The sequence below is a fragment of the Mesorhizobium liriopis genome (assembly GCF_024053505.1).
GTDB classification, from domain to species: domain Bacteria; phylum Pseudomonadota; class Alphaproteobacteria; order Rhizobiales; family Rhizobiaceae; genus Mesorhizobium_B; species Mesorhizobium_B liriopis.
On record NZ_JAMXQS010000005.1, the window covers coordinates 166,173 to 184,556 of the forward strand.

At 61.3% G+C, this 18,384-nt stretch carries 17 protein-coding genes and 2 pseudogenes; 10 read left to right on the forward strand and 9 right to left on the reverse strand.

Going from position 1 to position 18,384, the window contains the following annotated elements:
• Positions 1-19: 19 nt before the first annotated feature.
• From NGM99_RS10790 to NGM99_RS10800, 3 genes are read left to right on the forward strand one after another with little or no spacing between them, the layout of a single operon-like run.
• Entirely contained in the window at positions 20-781 is a 762-nt protein-coding gene (locus tag NGM99_RS10790) for an ImuA family protein (protein WP_252818781.1), read from the forward strand.
• Entirely contained in the window at positions 696-2,216 is a 1,521-nt protein-coding gene (locus tag NGM99_RS10795) for a Y-family DNA polymerase (RefSeq protein ID WP_252818782.1), read from the forward strand. Before NGM99_RS10790 ends, NGM99_RS10795 begins: the two co-directional genes overlap by 86 nt.
• Complete coding sequence (locus NGM99_RS10800) at positions 2,213-5,518, forward strand: error-prone DNA polymerase (RefSeq protein ID WP_252818783.1); 3,306 nt, start codon at positions 2,213-2,215, stop codon at positions 5,516-5,518. Before NGM99_RS10795 ends, NGM99_RS10800 begins: the two co-directional genes overlap by 4 nt.
• Positions 5,519-5,739: 221 nt before the next feature.
• Here the strand turns inward: NGM99_RS10800 and NGM99_RS10805 are convergent, their stop codons facing one another.
• Together NGM99_RS10805 and NGM99_RS10810 are read right to left on the reverse strand one after the other, a co-directional pair.
• Positions 5,740-6,267, reverse strand: coding sequence for a methyltransferase domain-containing protein (locus NGM99_RS10805; RefSeq protein ID WP_252818784.1), 528 nt, complete (start codon positions 6,265-6,267; stop codon positions 5,740-5,742).
• Between the two features lie 83 nt (positions 6,268-6,350).
• Positions 6,351-7,013, reverse strand: a complete 663-nt coding sequence (locus tag NGM99_RS10810) for a HutD/Ves family protein (RefSeq protein WP_252819195.1) — start codon at positions 7,011-7,013, stop codon at positions 6,351-6,353.
• A 140-nt stretch (positions 7,014-7,153) separates the two neighbouring features.
• Here NGM99_RS10810 and NGM99_RS10815 point away from each other — a divergent pair, with 140 nt between their 5' ends.
• The 4 genes and pseudogenes from NGM99_RS10815 (at position 7,154) to NGM99_RS10830 (ending at position 9,135) form a co-directional block, all read left to right on the forward strand.
• Positions 7,154-7,864 carry a haloacid dehalogenase type II gene (locus NGM99_RS10815; RefSeq protein ID WP_252818786.1) on the forward strand — a complete coding sequence of 237 codons (711 nt, stop codon included), beginning with the start codon at positions 7,154-7,156 and terminating at the stop codon, positions 7,862-7,864.
• Positions 7,865-8,050: 186 nt separating this feature from the next.
• Positions 8,051-8,442: pseudogene (locus NGM99_RS10820) on the forward strand (transposase); the annotation flags it as partial.
• 65 nt (positions 8,443-8,507) lie between these two features.
• On the forward strand, positions 8,508-8,720 hold the full coding sequence (locus NGM99_RS10825; protein WP_252818788.1) for a hypothetical protein: 213 nt from the start codon (positions 8,508-8,510) through the stop codon (positions 8,718-8,720).
• 106 nt (positions 8,721-8,826) lie between these two features.
• Positions 8,827-9,135 (forward strand): hypothetical protein, encoded by a 309-nt coding sequence (locus tag NGM99_RS10830; RefSeq protein ID WP_252818789.1) that lies wholly within the window; start codon positions 8,827-8,829, stop codon positions 9,133-9,135.
• Positions 9,136-9,380: 245 nt separating this feature from the next.
• Here NGM99_RS10830 and NGM99_RS21935 read toward each other — a convergent pair whose 3' ends face one another.
• Entirely contained in the window at positions 9,381-9,638 is a 258-nt protein-coding gene (locus NGM99_RS21935; protein ID WP_435371421.1) for a DUF6894 family protein, read from the reverse strand.
• 193 nt (positions 9,639-9,831) lie between these two features.
• Here NGM99_RS21935 and NGM99_RS10835 point away from each other — a divergent pair, with 193 nt between their 5' ends.
• Both NGM99_RS10835 and NGM99_RS10840 read left to right on the forward strand, forming a co-directional pair.
• Positions 9,832-10,236, forward strand: coding sequence for a GFA family protein (locus NGM99_RS10835; RefSeq protein WP_252818791.1), 405 nt, complete (start codon positions 9,832-9,834; stop codon positions 10,234-10,236).
• On the forward strand, positions 10,229-10,495 hold the full coding sequence (locus NGM99_RS10840) for a hypothetical protein (RefSeq protein ID WP_252818793.1): 267 nt from the start codon (positions 10,229-10,231) through the stop codon (positions 10,493-10,495). The genes NGM99_RS10835 and NGM99_RS10840 overlap by 8 nt, the downstream gene beginning before the upstream one ends.
• Positions 10,496-10,879: 384 nt before the next feature.
• Here the strand turns inward: NGM99_RS10840 and NGM99_RS10845 are convergent.
• Positions 10,880-11,912, reverse strand: a pseudogene (locus tag NGM99_RS10845) (IS110 family RNA-guided transposase).
• 541 nt (positions 11,913-12,453) lie between these two features.
• Here NGM99_RS10845 and NGM99_RS10850 point away from each other — a divergent pair.
• Positions 12,454-13,590 (forward strand): MFS transporter, encoded by a 1,137-nt coding sequence (locus NGM99_RS10850; protein ID WP_252818795.1) that lies wholly within the window; start codon positions 12,454-12,456, stop codon positions 13,588-13,590.
• Between the two features lie 157 nt (positions 13,591-13,747).
• On the opposite strand, the gene greA is transcribed toward NGM99_RS10850, so the two are convergent.
• From greA to NGM99_RS10875, 5 genes are all read right to left on the reverse strand, one after another.
• Complete coding sequence (gene greA / locus NGM99_RS10855) at positions 13,748-14,230, reverse strand: transcription elongation factor GreA (protein ID WP_252818797.1); 483 nt, start codon at positions 14,228-14,230, stop codon at positions 13,748-13,750.
• Positions 14,231-14,671: 441 nt separating this feature from the next.
• On the reverse strand, positions 14,672-15,709 hold the full coding sequence (locus tag NGM99_RS10860) for a sterol desaturase family protein (RefSeq protein ID WP_252818799.1): 1,038 nt from the start codon (positions 15,707-15,709) through the stop codon (positions 14,672-14,674).
• A 14-nt stretch (positions 15,710-15,723) separates the two neighbouring features.
• Positions 15,724-16,623, reverse strand: coding sequence for an SMP-30/gluconolactonase/LRE family protein (locus tag NGM99_RS10865; protein WP_252818802.1), 900 nt, complete (start codon positions 16,621-16,623; stop codon positions 15,724-15,726).
• Positions 16,616-17,629, reverse strand: coding sequence for a hypothetical protein (locus tag NGM99_RS10870; protein ID WP_252818804.1), 1,014 nt, complete (start codon positions 17,627-17,629; stop codon positions 16,616-16,618). Before NGM99_RS10870 ends, NGM99_RS10865 begins: the two co-directional genes overlap by 8 nt.
• Positions 17,622-18,383 carry a GntR family transcriptional regulator gene (locus NGM99_RS10875; RefSeq protein WP_252818806.1) on the reverse strand — a complete coding sequence of 254 codons (762 nt, stop codon included), beginning with the start codon at positions 18,381-18,383 and terminating at the stop codon, positions 17,622-17,624. The genes NGM99_RS10870 and NGM99_RS10875 overlap by 8 nt, the downstream gene beginning before the upstream one ends.
• Position 18,384: the final 1 nt, after the last annotated feature.

Here is an 18,384-nt window from a genome sequence, read left to right on the forward strand (position 1 = left end):
TGATCCGCGAGGGCCTGTCTTGTCTGCCTCACGAACGAGTTCAGCCCTTGAGGCGCTGCGTGCCGAAGTGGCGCAGATCGAAGCGGGCGAACGGACCAGCTACCCGGCTTTACCGTTCGGCATGCCTGCGATGGATAAGGCGTTGCCGAGCGGCGGGCTGGCGCTCGGTGCGCTTCATGAGGTCGCTGGCGGCGGTGTAGGCGTGGTCGATGCAGCAGCGGCGGCCCTTTTCTCGGCGGGAATTGTCGCACGCCTCGATGGCTGGGTGCTGTGGTGCCTAACGACACCTGATCTCTTTGCCCCAGCACTCGCTCAGGCCGGGCTCGATCCTGATCGCGTGATCTATGTGGAAGCCGGGAGCAATGACGCCGTCCTCGCCTGTTTCGAGGAAGGCTTGCGCCATGGTGGGCTGGTCGCGGTCGTCGCGGAAGTTGCGCGCCTTCCCATGACCGCATCACGCCGCCTGCAACTGGCAGCTGAAAGCACCGGCACCATCGGCATCGCGGTGCGCCGTTGGCGGCGGCCGGCCGAAGCCGCCGACTTCGGCTCCCCGACCGCTGCCGTCACACGATGGCGCATCACGGCGGTGCCGTCCGGTCCTCTTCCTGTTCCCGGGATCAGCCGCGCCCGCTGGCTGGTCGAACTGATGCGTGTGCGGGCGGGTGAGAGTTCGGAATGGATCGTCGAGGGCTGCGATGAGGAAGGTTATCTCGGTGTTCCTGCCGACTTGGGCGACCGACCGTCTGTCGCGCAGGCTTGGGACCGCCGCGCCCACGCGTGAGACCCCGGTGGTGCTGGCCGGTCGCGAGGGCAACAGGCGGGCAGTGCTCGCCGTCAATGACTCGGCACGCAGGCTGGGCATCTGGCCAGGCATGGCCGCGACCCAAGCGCAGGCGCTGTTGCCCGATCTTGCGACCTTCGAAGCGGAACCAGATGAGGATGCAGCGCATCTTGCTCGCCTCGCCGCTTGGGCGCTCAAGCGCTACTCGCCCGTGGTTGCCGCCGACGCACCGGATGGGCTGGCGATTGACGCCACGGGTGCCACGCATCTGCATGGTGGCGAGTATCCGATGCTCAACGACATCGTTTTGCGGCTCGGACAGGCGGGCATTGAAGCCAAAGCGGCAATGGCCAGTACCTATGGCGCAGCCCATGCACTGGCTCGCACCATGCCGATGCAGATCAACGTCCATGACTTCCCTTCGGAGAAGAGAGCGCTTGGGCTCGCCCCCGTGCGGGCCCTTCGCCTGCCCGCCGAGACCGTGTTAGGTCTCAAGGTCATGGGCTTGGAGCGCGTGCGCGATCTGCTCGCCCGTCCACGCGCCCCACTTGTCCATCGCTTTGGCACGGAACTCAGTCGTCGTCTCGATCAGGCAACCGGACACATCGCCGAGCCCATCACGCCGGTCGTCGTCCCCGATCTGATCAGCGTCACACGTGGCTTTCCTGAACCGATCTCAGCCCCCGAGACGCTGCAACGCTACACGGGGCTTCTCGTCGATGACCTATGTGTCCGTCTTGAGAAAGGCGGCATGGGCGCGCGCAAGCTCGATCTCCTCTTCCATCGCATCGACGCCCGTGTGGAGGCGATCCGCATCGGCACGGCCAAACCGGGACGCGAGCCCAAACACCTGTCGCGTCTGCTGCTCAGCAGACTGGAAACGGTCGATCCGGGCTTTGGCGTCGAGCGCATGACGCTGACAGCCTTAGTCGCTGAACCTCTCGACTACAAACCGACCGGCACGCTGGGTGAGAAGGCACGTGCCGATGTGACGACGCTGGTCGATACGCTCGCTTCGCGCGTCGGCGCAGAACGGCTCTACCGCATGGCCCTGGTCGAGAGCGATCTGCCCGAGCGCTCCGTGCGACGGGTTGCACCGCTCAGCAACCCAACCTCCCTGCGCTGGCCGGAGAACTGGCCACGCCCGTCGCGCCTGTTCTCGCCGCCCGAGCCCATCACCACGGTTGCCCTTCTGCCCGACCATCCGCCTGCGACCTTCACATGGCGCAACACGCGTCACCGCGTGATCCGCGCGGACGGCCCCGAGCGCATGCACGGCGAATGGATCAGGTCGGATGCCGAGATGCTCGGCACGCGCGACTACTTCCATGTCGAGGACGAAGCGGGCCTGCGCTTCTGGCTCTTCCGCAAAAGCGAAAGCGTGCATCCCGACACCGGCCCGCATCACTGGTTCATGCACGGCCTCTTTGCATGATCTACAACGAGCTCCAGGTCACCTCGCACTTCTCCTTCCTGCGTGGCGCGTCGTCCTGTGAGGAACTGTTCGCCCAAGCAGCGGTCATGGGCATCGGTGCGCTCGCGATTACCGACCGCAACAGCTTGGCTGGGATTGTGCGCGCCCACGAGGCGGCGAAGACCACGGGCGTGCGGCTGATCGTGGGCTGCCGGCTCGACCTGACGGATGGCTCGTCGCTCTTGGTCTATCCGATGGAGCGGAAAGGCTATGCCCATCTCTGCCGGCTGCTCAGCATCGGCAAGAAGCGCGGTGGCAAGGCCAACTGCCGGATCGGGTGGACGGATGTGGCAGAACATGCCGATGGCCTGCTCGCCGTGTTACTGCCCGACGAGGCTGACGCGAGATGCGCCGACCAGCTTGCGCAGCTTGTCGCCCTGTTCCCCGGCCGGGCCTATTGCGCGCTGACCCTGCGCCGCCGTCCTCGCGACCAGATGCGTTTGCATGGGCTGAGCTTGCTCGCTGCTCAAGCCGGTGCAGCAACCGTCGTCACCAACGATGTGCTGTTCCATGAGCCCGGCAGACGCATCTTGCAGGATGTCGTCACCTGCATTCGTGAGAAGTGCACCATCGACCAACTCGGCCTGCGTCGCGAGCGCTTCAGCGACCGCTTTCTCAAGCCTCCCGTCGAGATGCAGCGCCTGTTCGGTTCCTACCCCGAGGCCTTAAGGCGCACGGCAGAGATCGCTGACCGCTGCCGCTTCAGCTTGGACGAACTACGCTACCAGTATCCGGAGGAGGCGGTCGTCGATGGCCTGACGCCACAAGGGGCGCTGGAGAAGCTCACATGGGAAGGAGCCGAGCAGGTTTACCCCGATGGCGTGCCGGAAAGCGTCGCCGCAACGCTCAAGCGTGAACTCGCACTGATCGCGAGCTTGGAATACGCGCCATACTTCCTGACTGTCCACAGCATCGTGGCCTTCGCCCGGTCTCAGGACATCGTGTGCCAAGGCCGGGGCTCGGCCGCGAACTCCGCCGTCTGCTTTGTGCTCGGCATCACCTCGATCAACCCCGAGACCAACGATCTCCTGTTCGAACGCTTCGTCTCGCAGGAGCGGAAAGAGCCGCCCGACATCGATGTGGACTTCGAGCACAACCGGCGCGAGGTCGTCATGCAGTGGGTCTTCAACACCTACGGCCGCGATCACGCGGCTATGTGCTCGACCGTCATCCGCTACCGGGCACGTGGTGCCCTGCGCGACGTAGGCAAGGCGCTTGGTCTGCCAGACGACTTGGTCAGTGCCCTCGCCTCACAGGTCTGGGGCTGGTCGGAAGAGGGTGTCGAGGAAAAGCATGCGGCCGAACTCAACCTCAACCTTGCGGATCGCCGCCTGCGGCTTGCCATCGATCTCGCCCGCCAACTGATTGGCACACCCCGTCATCTGTCCCAGCATCCGGGTGGCTTCGTGCTGACGCGCGACCGCTTGGATGAACTCGTGCCGATCGAACCTGCACGGATGGCCGACCGTCAGGTGATCGAATGGGACAAGGACGACATCGACGCGCTCAAGTTCATGAAGGTCGATTGCCTTGCCCTCGGCATGCTGACCTGCATGAAGCACGCTTTCGACATGCTCGCCAAGCACAAGGGCACTGTGCTCGATCTCGCATCGATCCCACCGGAAGACCCGCGCACCTATGCGATGATCCGCAAGGCCGACACGCTCGGCACCTTCCAAATCGAAAGCCGGGCGCAGATGGCGATGCTGCCCCGCATCAAACCGCGCACCTTCTATGATCTGGTGATCGAGGTCGCCATCGTTCGCCCCGGCCCCATTCAAGGCGACATGGTGCATCCCTACCTGCGCCGCCGCGAAGGCAAGGAACCGGTCGAGTATCCCAAGCCCGAACTCGAACGCGTGCTCGGCAAGACATTGGGCGTGCCGCTGTTCCAGGAACAGGCGATGCGGGTCGCCATCGAATGTGCGGGCTTCACCCCGTCCGAGGCCGATCAGTTGCGGCGCGCAATGGCGACCTTCAAGTTCACCGGAGGGGTCAGCCACTTCAAGGACAAGCTCATCAACGGCATGGTCGAACGCGGCTATACCCGCGAGTTCGCCGACCGCACCTTCAGCCAGTTGGAAGGCTTCGGCTCCTACGGCTTTCCCGAAAGCCACGCGGCGAGTTTTGCGCTGATCGCCTATGCCTCGTCATGGATCAAATGCTGGCACCCGGACGTGTTCTGTGCCGCCCTTCTGAATGCCCAGCCGATGGGCTTCTATGCCCCGGCTTCCATCATCAGGGATGCCCGCGAGCATGGCGTTCAAATCCTGCCGGTCTGCATCAACGCCTCGCATTGGGATTGCACCTTGGAACCGAAACGCGATGCCGAAGGCGAGTTCGCGGTGCGGCTTGGCATGCGCACAGTGCGTGGACTGTCGAACAACGACGTGGCCAAGATCGTCGCCGCACGAGGCCACGGCAAGTTCACCAGCATCGAGGATGTGTGGCGACAGACGCGCGTGCCGAGTGCGAGCCTGTTGAAGCTGGCCAAGGCCGATGCGTTCCGGCCATCGCTCAAGCTCGGCCGCCGTGACGTGCTCTGGGCCATCAAAGGGTTGCGCAACGATCCCTTGCCGCTGTTCTCGGCCATGCGGGGCGAAGAGCAAGAGACCGTGCCCGAGCTTGTGGAGCCCGCCGTTGTGCTCATGCCCATGACGGCCGGCCGCGAGGTGGTGGAGGACTACACCCACACCGGCCTCACGCTTCGCCAGCATCCCATCGCCTTCCTGCGGCCCGAGCTTGCGCAGCAGGGCATGACTGATTGCGGACGGGCCAACACCTTGCGCAACGGACGCTCGGTGAAGCTCGCCGGACTTGTCTTGGTGCGGCAGAAGCCGGGATCGGCCAAGGGCGTCATGTTCATCACGCTCGAAGACGAAACGGGCATCGCCAATCTCGTGGTCTGGTCGAAGGTGTTTGAAGCACATCGGCGCGTGGTGCTGGCGGCACGCATGCTGGGTGTCGAAGGCTATGTGCAGCGGGAAGGCGAGGTCGTGCACGTCGTGGTGCGCAAGCTGACCGACATGTCAGCCACACTTGCCAGTCTGAGCGAGCAGGATGCGCCGTTCCCGCTGCCACACGGCCGGGGCGACGAGTTCCACCATGGCGGTTCACCGGATCAGCGTGGACGCGAGCAGCGGGCACTGGAAGCGGTTCAGCCACCAGCGCCCCAGATGCACGAACCTCACAAGGTGCGGGACATCTACATTCCCGATCTGTCGCTCGAGACCATCAAGCTGAAGGCGCGGGAGTTTCGATGAGCGTACAATCAACACCTCGATCATGATGCCGCCACTCCGATCACCGCCAGCGTGAATGGCAATCGCAAAGGGACAAAGGGATGCGTCACAACTGGAAGAGGTTAGCCTCCAGTTTCCTTCCCTCTACCAAGCCATGTCAGCCTTGAACTGCGTCTTCATTCATCGATGATCGAATGGGCGCACCGCGGAGGGCGCTGCTTGCGTTCTGCCGACCACGGCAGTCAACGGATCGCCATTGTGCCCATCGCGCAGAACAGGATGTCTATGGCATTAAAGCCCGCTCGCTCCAGGTAGAGCCGCACGAGTGCTGCCTGGCCTTCCGCGTTGAGCGCCTGCCAAACAGCAACCGCCTTGGTGGAGAAACACCGGTTGGAGAAGGACACGGCAACCAAGCCGCCAGGACGAAGAACGCGTCTGGCTTCGCAAAACACGGCAACAGGCTGCTGAAGATACTGCACGCCCACGCAACAAAGCACCGCATCGAACTTCGCGCTGAGCAGGGGTAGAACGGGATCGGAGTTGAGATCCTGAACGAACCATTCGGAGAGACGCGGATTGGCGGCAAGTTCTTCGGCATTCATGCCATGGCCCACGACTTCTGCGAACGTGCGATCATTGGGCAGGTGGCTGACCCAGCTCGACATCAGGTCGAGAATGGCAGCGTCCCCAGGCAGGATACTTGCATAGGAGCGTGAGAGTGCTGCAATAGCGTCATCGTCGATATGTGTGACCGCTCCGCGCCAGCACACCAATCACCTTGCGACTGCACTCATCGCTTGGATACAACCCCTGGCACCAGCTGCCGTACAATGGCCGACTTCGAGGCTGACTTTCACGGCACGACCGGGTCGATTCCGATCAGGAAGACGTCAGCAGGCTCATCTGACGCGAAGCGCAGAAGACTCGTTTTCGGTAAGTCGACGAGCGCACTGAAGCGTGCAAGTGCGAAACTCTTCCCGCTCCATGCGATCCCGCAGTCACCATTGACGAAGAGCAGATTGGTTTCCCATTCCGCGACGAGCTCTGTCGACGCTACGATGGATATGTGTTGGATGCGGTGCGTGAAGTGTCCGCGCCGGGTCATGATGTTGAGATCAATGATCGGCCCGCCGAGCAGCCGGCCTCGCGTCGGTGCGTCGGCTGCGAAGCCATGAGGTTGCGAAAGCCTAGTGAGCGTCACGGCGTCTTCGCCCTCGACGCTCAGTTCGATCCCATCGCCCTCCAGAACCACCAATGTCCGGTCCACTTCAGGAAAGCTGGAGAACGGCCCGTCCTGAGCCACCCAAGCCATGCTGACCCGCCAGCCAAAGCCGTTGAGCGAGGCACCCGCTGGGCCAACCGCGATCTCTGCGGTTTCCCCGCCGCCGTTCTTCCAAGGCATGCGCCTGTACTCGGATGGCTGCAGCACGCGCATAGTCGTGGTTTCCCTCAGTTCCCCCAAATTTCCGGCAGCCGCAACTTCTGCGCGCGGGCGCATCATAGTGCTGTCAAGCATGGCCACGCTGGCTGTCTCGTCAGCTGTGCTGAGTGCCGCCATCAGGGCAGGCGTAGCGCTCGCGACCACCATCGCTTTCTGGCCGTGACCGAGTCCCGAACATAGTTAGCTTAGGCTCCGCTGCAACCATGGACTCCCTAATGCCAGAATTCGATGTCCCCATGTTCAAGCTCGATCCCACGCCAAAGGTCATCACCTTTGATTGCTACGGCACGCTCGTGCAGTGGAACGAGGTTTTGCTTCGCGAGATCGGGGTGGTGCTGGTCGCGCAGGGCCGCGGCACCCAGAGCGCGTCCAACGTGCTCGACACCTTCTCGCAGCACTCGCGCCGTCTCGAAGCTGAGCGACCCCACCGGATTTACAAGGACATCCTGCGCTTGGCCTTCCGTGCGGCCATGGTGGAGCTCGGTCTCGCCCCCAACGAAGGCGACGTTGAACGGCTCGCGACCGCGATCCCGACGATGGGTCCGCATCCCGAGGTCTCGGATGCACTGCGACGTCTCAGCGAGCGCTACAAGCTCGCGATCTTCACGAACTCGGATGACGACCTCATCGTCCACAACGTGGCGCGCATCGGCGTGCCCATCGATTTCGTCATCACCGCCGAGCGCGCGCAAGCCTACAAACCGGCACGGCAGATATTCGAGTACGGCTACCGTACGATGGGGGTGACGAAAGACGAGACAGTACACGTCGCTATGGGCATGTTCCTCGACATGAAGGCGTGTCACGACCTTGGAGTGCGCGGTATTTGGGTAAACCGGCTCGGGCAGCGTGGCAACCCCGACTGGCTGCCCTACGCGGAGGTGCCAGACTTGAATGGAGCCGCTGCGTTGCTCCTGCCAAAGTGATGTTGGTCAAGTGCGAGAAGTAGTCCACTTGGGGCGAAAGCAGTTGCGGCCGTTAAGCTGATTGAATCCTGATCCTAGCCGGCTGCAAAGCAGTCGGAAGCAGCTACATAGTAGGAGACACGGTGGGTGCGAGCCTTATCTCGAGCCATGGTGATTGGCCTGCTGCAGGTTTTTCGGACACGCAGTTATGTTATCAAGGCCTGCGTGATGGCGGACGACGCCGGGCGTGCGATCGCCTTCCGCTTGGCACCCGGACAGGCGCATGAACTCCCGCACGCGACCCCGCTCTTAAGTCGATTGTCCGCGTGTCCAAATGTCTGGTGGCGGATCGTGGCTACACCAGCCACGCGTTCCACCAGCACATCTGGGACATGGGCGTCCGGCTCGCCATCCCGCCGCTTCGCCACGAGGCGCCCATCGCCTGCCCGGACTGGATCCACGACAACCGCAACCGGGTCGAAAGTCCTTGGGCTCGGCTGAAAGAATGGCGCGCCGTTGCCACCCGATACGAAAAAACCGCCGCCAGCTTCCTCGGCATCCTCTCCCTCGCTGCAGCCCTCGATTGGATCAGGCGCTAACAGGCCCTAGCTTCCGCGCTCCCCAGCTGTCACATGTTAACGTTTGTTGCACGGGTGAGAAGGCAATGCACGACGAGAATGATCGGAAGTCTGTCTTGAGAACTTTGCGCAAGACCGTAGCTGATGCCAAGCATCTGGCCACCGTCGCCAAGGCCCCTTTCCTTCTTTACTTGCTGGAGATGGTGACCATGGGTGTCGAGGATGAAATCAAGTCAACATCCTCGTCTCATGCAAACGACGACCGCTGGCGAAACAAGACCGATCCTCGAATAGGGTGAGCCGGACGTCGGCTTTTCCCTTAGGGTCCGCACTCAAATTTCAATGTCGTGTTTTAGCCGATCGTATAGGCAACTCCTTCAAGCGCGCTGGGAGGAGTGCTGCTCAATGAACACGATCGCGAACGCGTTGCGGCAGGCCACTGACTTGCCTGGGCTGCCAGCAGACTATGTCCAACTCCTCGAAATGATTGCGACTGCTGCCGAGGCAGAACGTGATGACAGCGACCCCATGCAGTTGCGTCGCGACCTTCATCTTATTGTCGGCATCATGCAACGCCGTTACGGCGACCAAGCCATTCCAATGGCTGAGCAGATCGCAAAGCGCCTTGGCAATATGCCTTTTGCGCGTGTGGTTATCAGCTCACTGAAGCGTCGCGAGCGCGAGGCGCAGCGGGCGAGCTCGAAGTCAGCATGAGTGTCGAGGAGTTCACAGAGGGATGCCAAGCTTTGTCTCTGAACAACACGCCCCACTCAGACAAGCGGCTTCTATGTACCTGCCGCAACTTCCGTGCACATCTGTTTCGTGCCTGACCCGATGCTGCGTGCTCTGTTTTTCGCCCTCGTCGGCGCCTTCATTTTGATGATTGCCATCAGCGTGGCCGTTCAATTCAAACTGTAGGCCTGACCATAGACTAGTACGGATCGAGAGCGCTGCTCGCATCAACGATCTTCCACTTTCAGAGTGATGGTGCACGTCACCCGATCATTTTCGTCCGTCACAAACATCTGCCACTCATTGCCGTCCCATTGGTCTGTGCCTGTTTTGGCCAGCATCTCGCCAACGCGCTTGAGCGCTTCGCGCCGAGCTTCCTTGCGCGAGCATATCTGCCTGCCCTCGTTGTCAGGCTCAAACCGACCATGGCGGACGTGAAAGAAGAACGGGCTTGTTCGGTGAGCTGGCGGCACAGCTTTCAGCACCTCATGCGAGTTGGAAGCACGATAGCCAGCATGTCAGGGGTGTCAGCTACGAGCTGCCGTCAGGGTTTCCCCGGCATTAACGAGAAAGGCGAGTTTTGATGCAAGGTGCTCCGGCCAGCCGGAGCCAGTGACGGAGCGGTCTTGCATGCGAGGTGCACGCGAATATGCTTCCGCCTTTCGATCGGGATCACGGATGCGGATCACTGGAAGCTGTCATTGCGGTCAACTCGCGTACGAAGCCGAGATTGATCCTGACGATGTCATCGTTTGCCACTGCACTGACTGCCAGCGGCTGACAGGCACAGACTATCGCGTCACAGTCGGCGCGAAGCCTGACGATCTTCGTATCATACGAGGCGCATTGAAGCTGTACGCGAAAACGGCCGACAACGGACGTCGGCGCCTGCAGTATTTTTGCCCCGAATGCGGGTCGCCCATCTATACGACCGGCGAGAATGTGGACGCTCGCGAGATTAGCATCCGGACCGGGACTATTGATCAGCGCCGCGATCTGCCTCCGCGACGTCAGATATGGTGCTCGTCATCGGTGCCGTGGCTTGGGGAAGTTGGAGGTTTGCCTGGGCGGCCTCGTGACTGACATCATGGCAATTGCTCCAGGCGAGCGATGCATCGACCGTGGGCGTTCAGTGCCCACCGCCCCCGTCACCGCTGTCTATATCGAACGGAATGAACTCACCGCCCCCGTTGAACCCAGCTTCGCTCGGCGGCAGTGGCTGACCGGCCCTAAACCTTTCAAGCGTATATGCAAAAGCAAGACCGGCAATGGCGAAGATGAAAATCCCCAAATGCTCAAGCCAGATCGCTGCGACGCCGAACGCGATGCAAATCGCGCATAAGACGAAGAATGGCAGTTTTGATCTCACGACGGCAGCGACCTCAAGCAGGATGTGTGAGAGTGTAGCATCCCCACATTGCCCGATCTTAAACAGCACAAAGCCCCAGACCCGACCGAAGACGAGCCTAGGGTCAGGACTTCGGTAAGGGGGCCGTCTCAGTCAAGGGGTTCTGGGCATGCGTTGTCGGCCACTATGGTACGGCTGAGCTTTGATCGATCTCAGCTATCCTGCTGGTGACGCGGCCTTCAGCTGAGATTCCTCGGGTGCATGCCTCGGTCCGTGGTCGGCGCGAAGGCCGCTAACATGATGCTGGTTCATCGGAACCGCGTCGCTCGCGGGACCTCGAAGGCCTGCGGTCAGGCAGGCAACGGGGCGTTCGGGCGGTCAGTTTGCATGCGGCACCCGGATCTCGGATTGGAAGCTGGTGCCATCAACCCACATCCGATGCAGGATCACACCGATGCGCCGGGCCAGAGCAACCATAGCCCGCTTCGCTCCTCGACGGCGAGCGACCTGTGCGGCCCATATTCTCAGCCACGTCGAGCGACCACGGTGCATCATGACAGTCGCGGCCTGGCAAAGCGCACGTCTGAGATTGACGTCCCCCGCTTTTGTGATCCCGCCCAAGACGTCGCGTTCCCCTGACTGGTTGCGTGAAGGCGTGAGGCCAACCCATGGCCCACCCTTCTTCGACGATAGGAACCGGGAGGGATCATCAACGGCTGAACGGTAGGTCAGCGCCACAACCGCGCCCACGCCGGGCATCGACATCAGACGGTGACAAACGCGATCATCTTGCGCCAATTGACGGACACGGCGTTCCAGGCCGGCAAGCTCCTGCTGAAGTGATGCCCGCGCCCGAAGCATCGGCTCTGTCGCGGCGGACAGAATTGGGTTGCCTTCCACCAGCTCCCGGATGCGGTGCTCGAACCTGCCACGGGAGATAGCGCCGACCCTCAACCCGAAGTTCCGCAGCAGTCCTCGCAGGGAGAGCTCCAACGCGATGAAGCCTTGCTGCACCGCCTTGGCCGGCACCAAGCAAAGCGCGCACTTCCTGCGCCGAGACAGACTTGCAATGAACGGGTCTGAACCAGCCGAGATGAAGCAGGCGCGCAATGCCTTCGGCGTCCCTCCGGTCCGTCTTGATCGGCATTGCCTTCAGGGCTCCTTTCACCTGACGCGTTTCCATCAATACGACATCAAGTCCTGCCTCGGTCAGTCCTCGATGCAGCCATTGCGACAAGGGGCCGGCTTCAAGGCCAATGGCAGAAAGGGTGCCGTCTAATTCCCTGATCCAGCGGGTAAGCGCTTCAGGCTCGCTGGCTGCCTGCGCCTCCTTCACGATCTTCCCATGCTCGCTGATCACGCAAATCGCAGTCTTCGCCAGCGACACATCTAAGCCGACAAACAGTTTCATCCCGTGGTCCTCCTGTGGATCCGATACGGGAACGGCGACAGCTTGCCCTTAATCTTGCAAGCGGTAAGGGCATTACGCGATGCAGGCCCCGTTACAGCATCCTGCCGGCACGCCTGCCGCGAGATACCCCCCAGGTTGGACGCAACGAACACTGCATCTGGGTGTAGCCAGCCTGTGAATGGTGCTGAGGTTGCAAGGGGTGCGGCCATCGCAAGCAAGATAGTTGGGTCCTGCAAGATCTGCGCCTCGATGACTGGTGTCGTCGTTTTGGAGCTTTCTACCACTGCCCACAACAAATGCTCTCATGAGCGCCTCTAAAGAGGTCGGAAGCGGAATGGCTGCTTTCGACTATTCCCATATGAGACCGAGGTTCTGCCTTCGGTCCATCTATCCCCGTATCGTTGACCTTAGACAGGCATACACCGCATTCGCCTGTTGACGTGATCGGATGTGTCGCTAGGACTTCGAGGGTGAGGTAACGTCCTCCCCCACCATGGGAATGAATGCCCGGGAACGGCCCGGCCCCAAACAGGGTCGTTGCATGTCCTGGTCGTTGCTTCGCTGGTTCATTTCCTATGCCACCTTGACCGTGCCACAGGCAGCGGGGCCCGTTGCCTTCTCCCTTGCGGCACTGAGCCTCACCGGCGATACCAGCGGCGGTGCTGCCATGATCTTTGCAATGACGCTCGCTCAGGTATTGGGTGCCATCCCCATCACGCGACTGGGCCGCAAGCTTCCGTCCACATGGGTTCTCAGGACCCTGGTTGGCTTCCGCACCGTTGCATTCGCACTGATGAGCGTTTGCGTGGCAACCGGTGCCGACTTCCTCTGGCTCATCCTGCTTGCTGCGATTGCAGGCTCGGTGAACGGTGCAGCCTATGGATATTTGCGGGCCCTTCTAAACGGCTTCACCCCGCCAGACCGGTTGCCACGCGCGCTTGGCATCGCTGCAACGCTCAACGAAGTGACATTTGTTGCCTCACCTGTCTTTGCATCGGGTCTTGGATCAATCTCGCCCGTCTGGGGCATCCTGGCCTTGTCCATTCTGGGTGGCCTTCCGGCTCTGCTAGCACCCCGTTCGGACGTAGTTATGACTGATAGCGCATCTCTCGGAGGCGGCTCGGTTCTCTCTCCTGCGATGTTCCTGTGGCTGATCTGTGCTGCTGCCGACGGTGCAGCCATCGCAGCGATCGAGATCGGTGCGGTCGCTCTCGCTTTGAACTTTGGTTATCCGCCCGCTCTTGCCATCTTGTTAACGGTGCCCTTGTGCTTGGCTTCTGTGGCAGGAGGCGTCTGGATCAGTATACAGAACAGAATGGCATCGCGTCGAGCCGTGCTGACCCAGTTGGCGATCATGACTGCAGGATCAGCGCTTGCTGCGCTCAATCTGTCTTTGGTCATAACAGTTGTCGGTGCCGTTTTGATGGGTTTGGTTCTCGCACCCCTGGGCACATACTTTTCGCTCGTTCTCGATACGCTTGCCCCGCCAGACAGACGTCCGGAAGTATTTGCACTTTTGCGCACTGCCAGCTCGCTGGGTGTAATTTTTGCGAGTGCGATGTTGACGGTGACTTCCCTGTCGCTCGCTCTCATTGTCATTACGTTTGTGATGGCCGCGGTCACGGTGGTAGTTGCTGTGGCCACAGCCGGACAGGCCGGACATGAGCCTGCGGCCTAACAGGCGTGGCCACTGGCATGGGTATGCCTGCGATGCTGCAGCCTAGGCCAAATTCAAAAAGCAGTGTTCACCTCGGCTGGAGGAGATCTTCAGCTCCTCGCATGTTTAGCTGCGGACAGCCAGCCACTACTATCCTGTACTTTGTTTCCGGGCATGCTTATGCGATGGCCACGATCTCCAGCTCACGCCGTCCGGCTCGCACGACGTCGCCGACAGCCTTGCCGATCAAAGCCAGCGCCACGGGCGACCCATGCGAGATCGAGCCATGCGAGGGGTTCGCTTCATCCTCGCCAACGATGCGGAAGGTTTGGGTACGCCCATCATCGCGCGCGAAAGTGATGGTGTGGCCGAAAGCAACCACATCATAGGAGGCAGGCAAGTGCTGCAATTGGGCCGTCCGGATGCGCTCGGCATAGTAGCGCACGTCACGCATTGGTCCTGCCGCCTGTCGGCGCTTCTCGTTGACGTCGTCAATGAGGTTGGCAGCGTCCAGAGCCTCTTGGGCACGTGCTAGTTCATCGTGAAGCATCCGAAGGCCGGCCTCGGTCACAAGATTGATCCGATCCGAGATCGGCCGTGCCGGAAGAACGGCTTCCGAAGCCGCTTCGGCACTCTCTTCTTTCTGGAATGCGACACTCATTCAAACACCATGCTGGGTTGGCACTCGCTAACCCTTCAGCCTTCCACATACATTATCTCGAACGATCTGGCTCCATCAGCTTGGCGATCAAAGACTGCATGAACGCCATACGAAAGTCGGTCCTCTCTCCTCTCCGCCTAGCGGGCAGACCACAAACTGACACGAAACTCCAAAGGCAAAAACGTCATTGAAAACAGCGCATGCAAAGCTGTGTGTCAGAACGGCCTAGCACACAGCCTCGGAGAACATCGCCGCAGAGAGAGCCGAATACGCTTGTTCGTGCTATACCCCAACACACAGCATAAATTGCTGAGCCCCGCAGTTCTGCGGGGTTTGCAGCGAGACGATCAGCGCTGGAGAATGATTCGAGGAGGAGCGGTGGTAGAGGGAAGGAAACTGGCAGCTAACCTTCTCCAGCTAAATATCAAGACGGTTATATGGCTATCCCTTTCGTCGAGCGGGGCGCGCTGCCTGCTTTTCCTGGCGGCGCTTAGCGGTTTTCATAAAGCGTTCGTTCATGCGCTCATGGCTTTCGTCGCTGCCGTCGTGGAAGGAGCCGAACCATTTGTCGAGCGGGAGTGCGCCGTCAGAATAGTTGCACTCGAAATACTTGTGGTGGAGGTAGTGGCTGTAGCCGTGAATGTCGAAATGCTTGTCCGAGTCTTCAGGACCAGTGAGCACCTTGTCGAACCCGGCATGGCCCGGGGCGGGCGCCAGACCCAAATGCACGAGGTGAAAGATCACATGCACTGGGTTGGATGGCACGATCCAGTGGATCATGACACCTGAAAAGTAGAGCAAATGCTCGACCGGGTGCATCGCAAGGCCCGACCAAGGGCCGGGATTGACGTTGTTATGGTGCAGCTTGTGGACTGCCCGGTAGAGTGGCGGCCAGTGGATCAGCCGGTGAACTAGGTAGAAATGGACTTCGCGGAAGAGCGGGATCAAGAGCATCAACACCACGATCCAGACCGGGTGATCGGCCCAAGTCACATAGGGAATGTATTCGTTGGCAAAGAGCCACAACGAGAGCACTTCGAAGGCGGTCCAGACTGGCACGCCCGAGGCGAGCGTCCAGATCATGTTGTCGACCGTTTGATTCTTAAAGAGGAATGCGGGATTGTCAGTGTCGAGCCACTTGCCATTGTATTTAAACTTCGTGCCCTGCCGCTTCTGACGATAGAGTCGGAAGTGGAACCAGCCGTAGAAGGCGAGCACGAGCCCAATATTGCGACTGAGAATGAAGGCAATCCAGCCGGGCGCAAATTCTCGCATCGTCTCGATCGACGGCGTAAGCCACAGCCAAAAGGCCACCCCAATCGCAGCGTAGAGAAAGTTCCAAGGCGCAAGATATTCGGGAACCCAGCCCAGAATTGCGCGGAAATCAACCGGCCAAACGAAGACCCGTGGGTACTCGATCGCTTTGCTAGGCTTCCAGTTTCCACGCTTGTCGCGCGTGCCGAATGCGAGATCATCCACAGCTAGCCTCCCTTTCAGGCGAAACGGTTCTCGGGCATGCCCCTGACGCCGGGCTCAAAGGCAAAAAGCGCGCCCTCCTGCTTGTTTTCCCTCAGATGCGCCTCGCTCATGGTGAAGCGCGCCGAGGTAACGAAGAGGGTGGCAAGCTCCGGCCCACCGAAAGTGCAACTTGTCGGCCAGGAGCAGGGCAGGTCGATCACCCTGTCGACAGTGCCGTCGGCCATTGTCCGCGTCACAGAATAGCCGCCGACTACGCGGCAAGTCCAGATGCCGCCCTCGGCATCGGTGCAGCATCCATCGGGCCGACCTCGTCCAAAGGGTTCGGCAAAAGACCGGCGGTTGCTTAAGGATTTCCCGTCCGGGGAAATGTCGAAAGCGTAAATCGCATTCTCTATCGTGTCCGCAGTGACGAAACGGCCATCGGGCAGCCAAGCCATGCCGTTGGTGATGCCAAAGGTCTCGGGCGAGAGGAGCGTCACCGCACCATCCCGGTCGATCCGGTAGTAGCGTCCCGCCTTGCCTGATGTTGCGCGGGGGGCGCCTGCAGCTGTTAGATTGTTCTCCATTGTGCCGACCCAGAAGGAGCCGTCAGGTGCAACGCAGCCCTCGTTAAGTCGGTTTCCCGGCCATCCTGGCTCAGGCGTGGCGAGCGGCACGAACGGCCCCTCGAAGTCCCAGAGTGCCACCTCGCGCGTCAAGCCAACCACGGCGCCGCCATCTGTGCGCAGGCCGATGGAGGTTGGGAATTCGGCTAACTCCCAGTGCCGTTCGGCACCACTCTGTGGGTCGAAGCGGCGGATTCGACGACCAACGATGTCGACCCAGAACAAGCATTCACGGCGCTCGTCCCAAATTACGCTTTCGCCCACCACATCCGTGCCGGGCAGGAGTTGGCGAACAAGGGGTTCAGCCAAGGTTCTCTCCCGCTGGCGCAACTGCGATGCGGTGACGCGTCGTCCAGGTCTCTCCCGCCCGAAAAGCATGGGCGGTCGGGGTACCGCGCGCGTTAAGCGGATTGGGGGCTCTGCCGATGGCGGTACCGAGATCAAAGGCCGCGCAGACGGGTTCGACACCGAGCGCCAAGTGGCGCCCATCCCAGGGGAAGTGGGCGCGGCCCCGGTTGGAAATCCACAGCAAGAGCGACGGAAAAGCCTCCGCCTCCCAGGACAGGTGGACGCGATAGGCTTCCGCGTGGTTGACGAGCGTTACCGCGCCGGGGCTTTGCAGCACCTGCACGAGTTCTTCCGTCTGTTGCAGCAGAGGCAGGCGCCGAATATCGAGCGTCCCGCCCATCTTCAACGGCACAGCCGACGTCTTTGCGAAGCAGTTCGGCGCGAAGATCGATGTAGTGTCAACAGCGCCTGGATAGGTGGCGACCTCAGCGTCCGCATCCAGAAGGATTTCGAACGCGCCAACAGCCTCTGGCAGGCGGATGCAAGGATGCAGGCCGACCGGCAATTCGCAGTCGGTACGGCAGTGAACGACGAGTTCAAGTTCGATGGCAGGGGCCAGCGGATCGGGAACTATGCGGCGCTCAAGGTGGGAGATGGGGTGGGAGGCGGGATATTCGATGGTGAGCGCGAGCGTGCCGGATGGGCCGTCGGTAAAGCGCCAGTCGTGGTTCGCGCCGAAGCCATGCCCCTCGTCGAGGCCGTCTTCCGCTCGCGACGCTGGCCAGTCGCCGGAGGCCTCCCGGTCCGCGTCGAAGCCGAAGGGAACACAAGCCCAGTCGCCGCGCAGACGTGGCATCAACCCGGACAGGTTGGCGGCTTCGGGATGGGCGAACCAGCGCGCCACATGTAAGGGCGCGACTTGGCGTCCATCGGGCAAGGTGAAGAGGACAGGGCCGAGCATCGCTCCGCGGCGTTCCACGCTGAGCACGCCGAATTCCCAAGCGAGCCCGCGCCGGGTTTCAGTCATCGAACCAGAAGGGATCGACCACGGCCAGCCCCCCTTTCTCGAAATATTCGGGGTGTGCTGCGAAGGCCGGGGGCAGAAAGGCAAAGATGCGCCGGAGGTGTATCTTGAGCGCCTCTTCGGCGCCGGCCCTGTCGCCGGCCTCGATCGCGTCCACAATTCGCTCGTGCTGGGCAACCACCACCGGCAATGTCTCGACGGAAGCGAGCATCAAATGGCGGAAGCGGTCCATATGTAGCTTGGCGTCAGAGATATCAGCCCAAATCTCAGAAAGGCCGGCGCTCGATGCGATGCAGCGATGGAATAGCTCGTCGGACCCATAGAAGCGCCCTTCGTCGCCGATATCCGCCATGGTTCGCTGAACGGCGATCTCGCCGCGCAGCGTGCCGACCAAGGCGGCGCGGTCGGCAGCACGAAGCGCGCGGCGCAAGAGTCCAAGCTCCAAGCTCTCGCGCAAGAATTGCGAGCGCTTGAGATCGGCAACGCGCAGAGGCGCGATCACCGTGCCACGTTGCGGAAAGATGTCGACCAGTTGGAGCTTGGCGAGCCGAGCAAGCGCCTCGCGCACGGGCGTGCGGCTCACCCCCAATTGCTCAGCGAGACTACCCTCTGAAATCTCGTCTAGGGGTTTCAGGTCAAAGGTCAGGATACGATGCAAGAGGAGTGAGAAGACGCGTTGGGTAGTGGCGACACCGGACCGTCGCGCTTGCGCAGCCGGAACTTGCGGGAGGACGAGGAGGGCGTCGTTCAGGCTCATC

Bases quoted from the DNA above. Each gene is read 5' to 3' on its own strand.
- NGM99_RS10830 (WP_252818789.1), top strand. From the start codon at position 8,827: ATGAACACGATCGCGAACGCGTTGCGGCAGGCCACTGACTTGCCTGGG.
- NGM99_RS10795 (WP_252818782.1), top strand. From the start codon at position 696: ATGAGGAAGGTTATCTCGGTGTTCCTGCCGACTTGGGCGACCGACCGT.
- NGM99_RS10810 (WP_252819195.1), bottom strand. From the start codon at position 7,013: ATGCTTGACAGCACTATGATGCGCCCGCGCGCAGAAGTTGCGGCTGCC.
- NGM99_RS10815 (WP_252818786.1), top strand. From the start codon at position 7,154: ATGCCAGAATTCGATGTCCCCATGTTCAAGCTCGATCCCACGCCAAAG.
- greA (WP_252818797.1), bottom strand. From the start codon at position 14,230: ATGAGTGTCGCATTCCAGAAAGAAGAGAGTGCCGAAGCGGCTTCGGAA.
- NGM99_RS10835 (WP_252818791.1), top strand. From the start codon at position 9,832: ATGCGGATCACTGGAAGCTGTCATTGCGGTCAACTCGCGTACGAAGCC.
- NGM99_RS10870 (WP_252818804.1), bottom strand. From the start codon at position 17,629: ATGACTGAAACCCGGCGCGGGCTCGCTTGGGAATTCGGCGTGCTCAGC.
- NGM99_RS10800 (WP_252818783.1), top strand. From the start codon at position 2,213: ATGATCTACAACGAGCTCCAGGTCACCTCGCACTTCTCCTTCCTGCGT.
- NGM99_RS10825 (WP_252818788.1), top strand. From the start codon at position 8,508: ATGCACGACGAGAATGATCGGAAGTCTGTCTTGAGAACTTTGCGCAAG.
- NGM99_RS10850 (WP_252818795.1), top strand. From the start codon at position 12,454: ATGTCCTGGTCGTTGCTTCGCTGGTTCATTTCCTATGCCACCTTGACC.
- NGM99_RS10875 (WP_252818806.1), bottom strand. From the start codon at position 18,383: ATGAGCCTGAACGACGCCCTCCTCGTCCTCCCGCAAGTTCCGGCTGCG.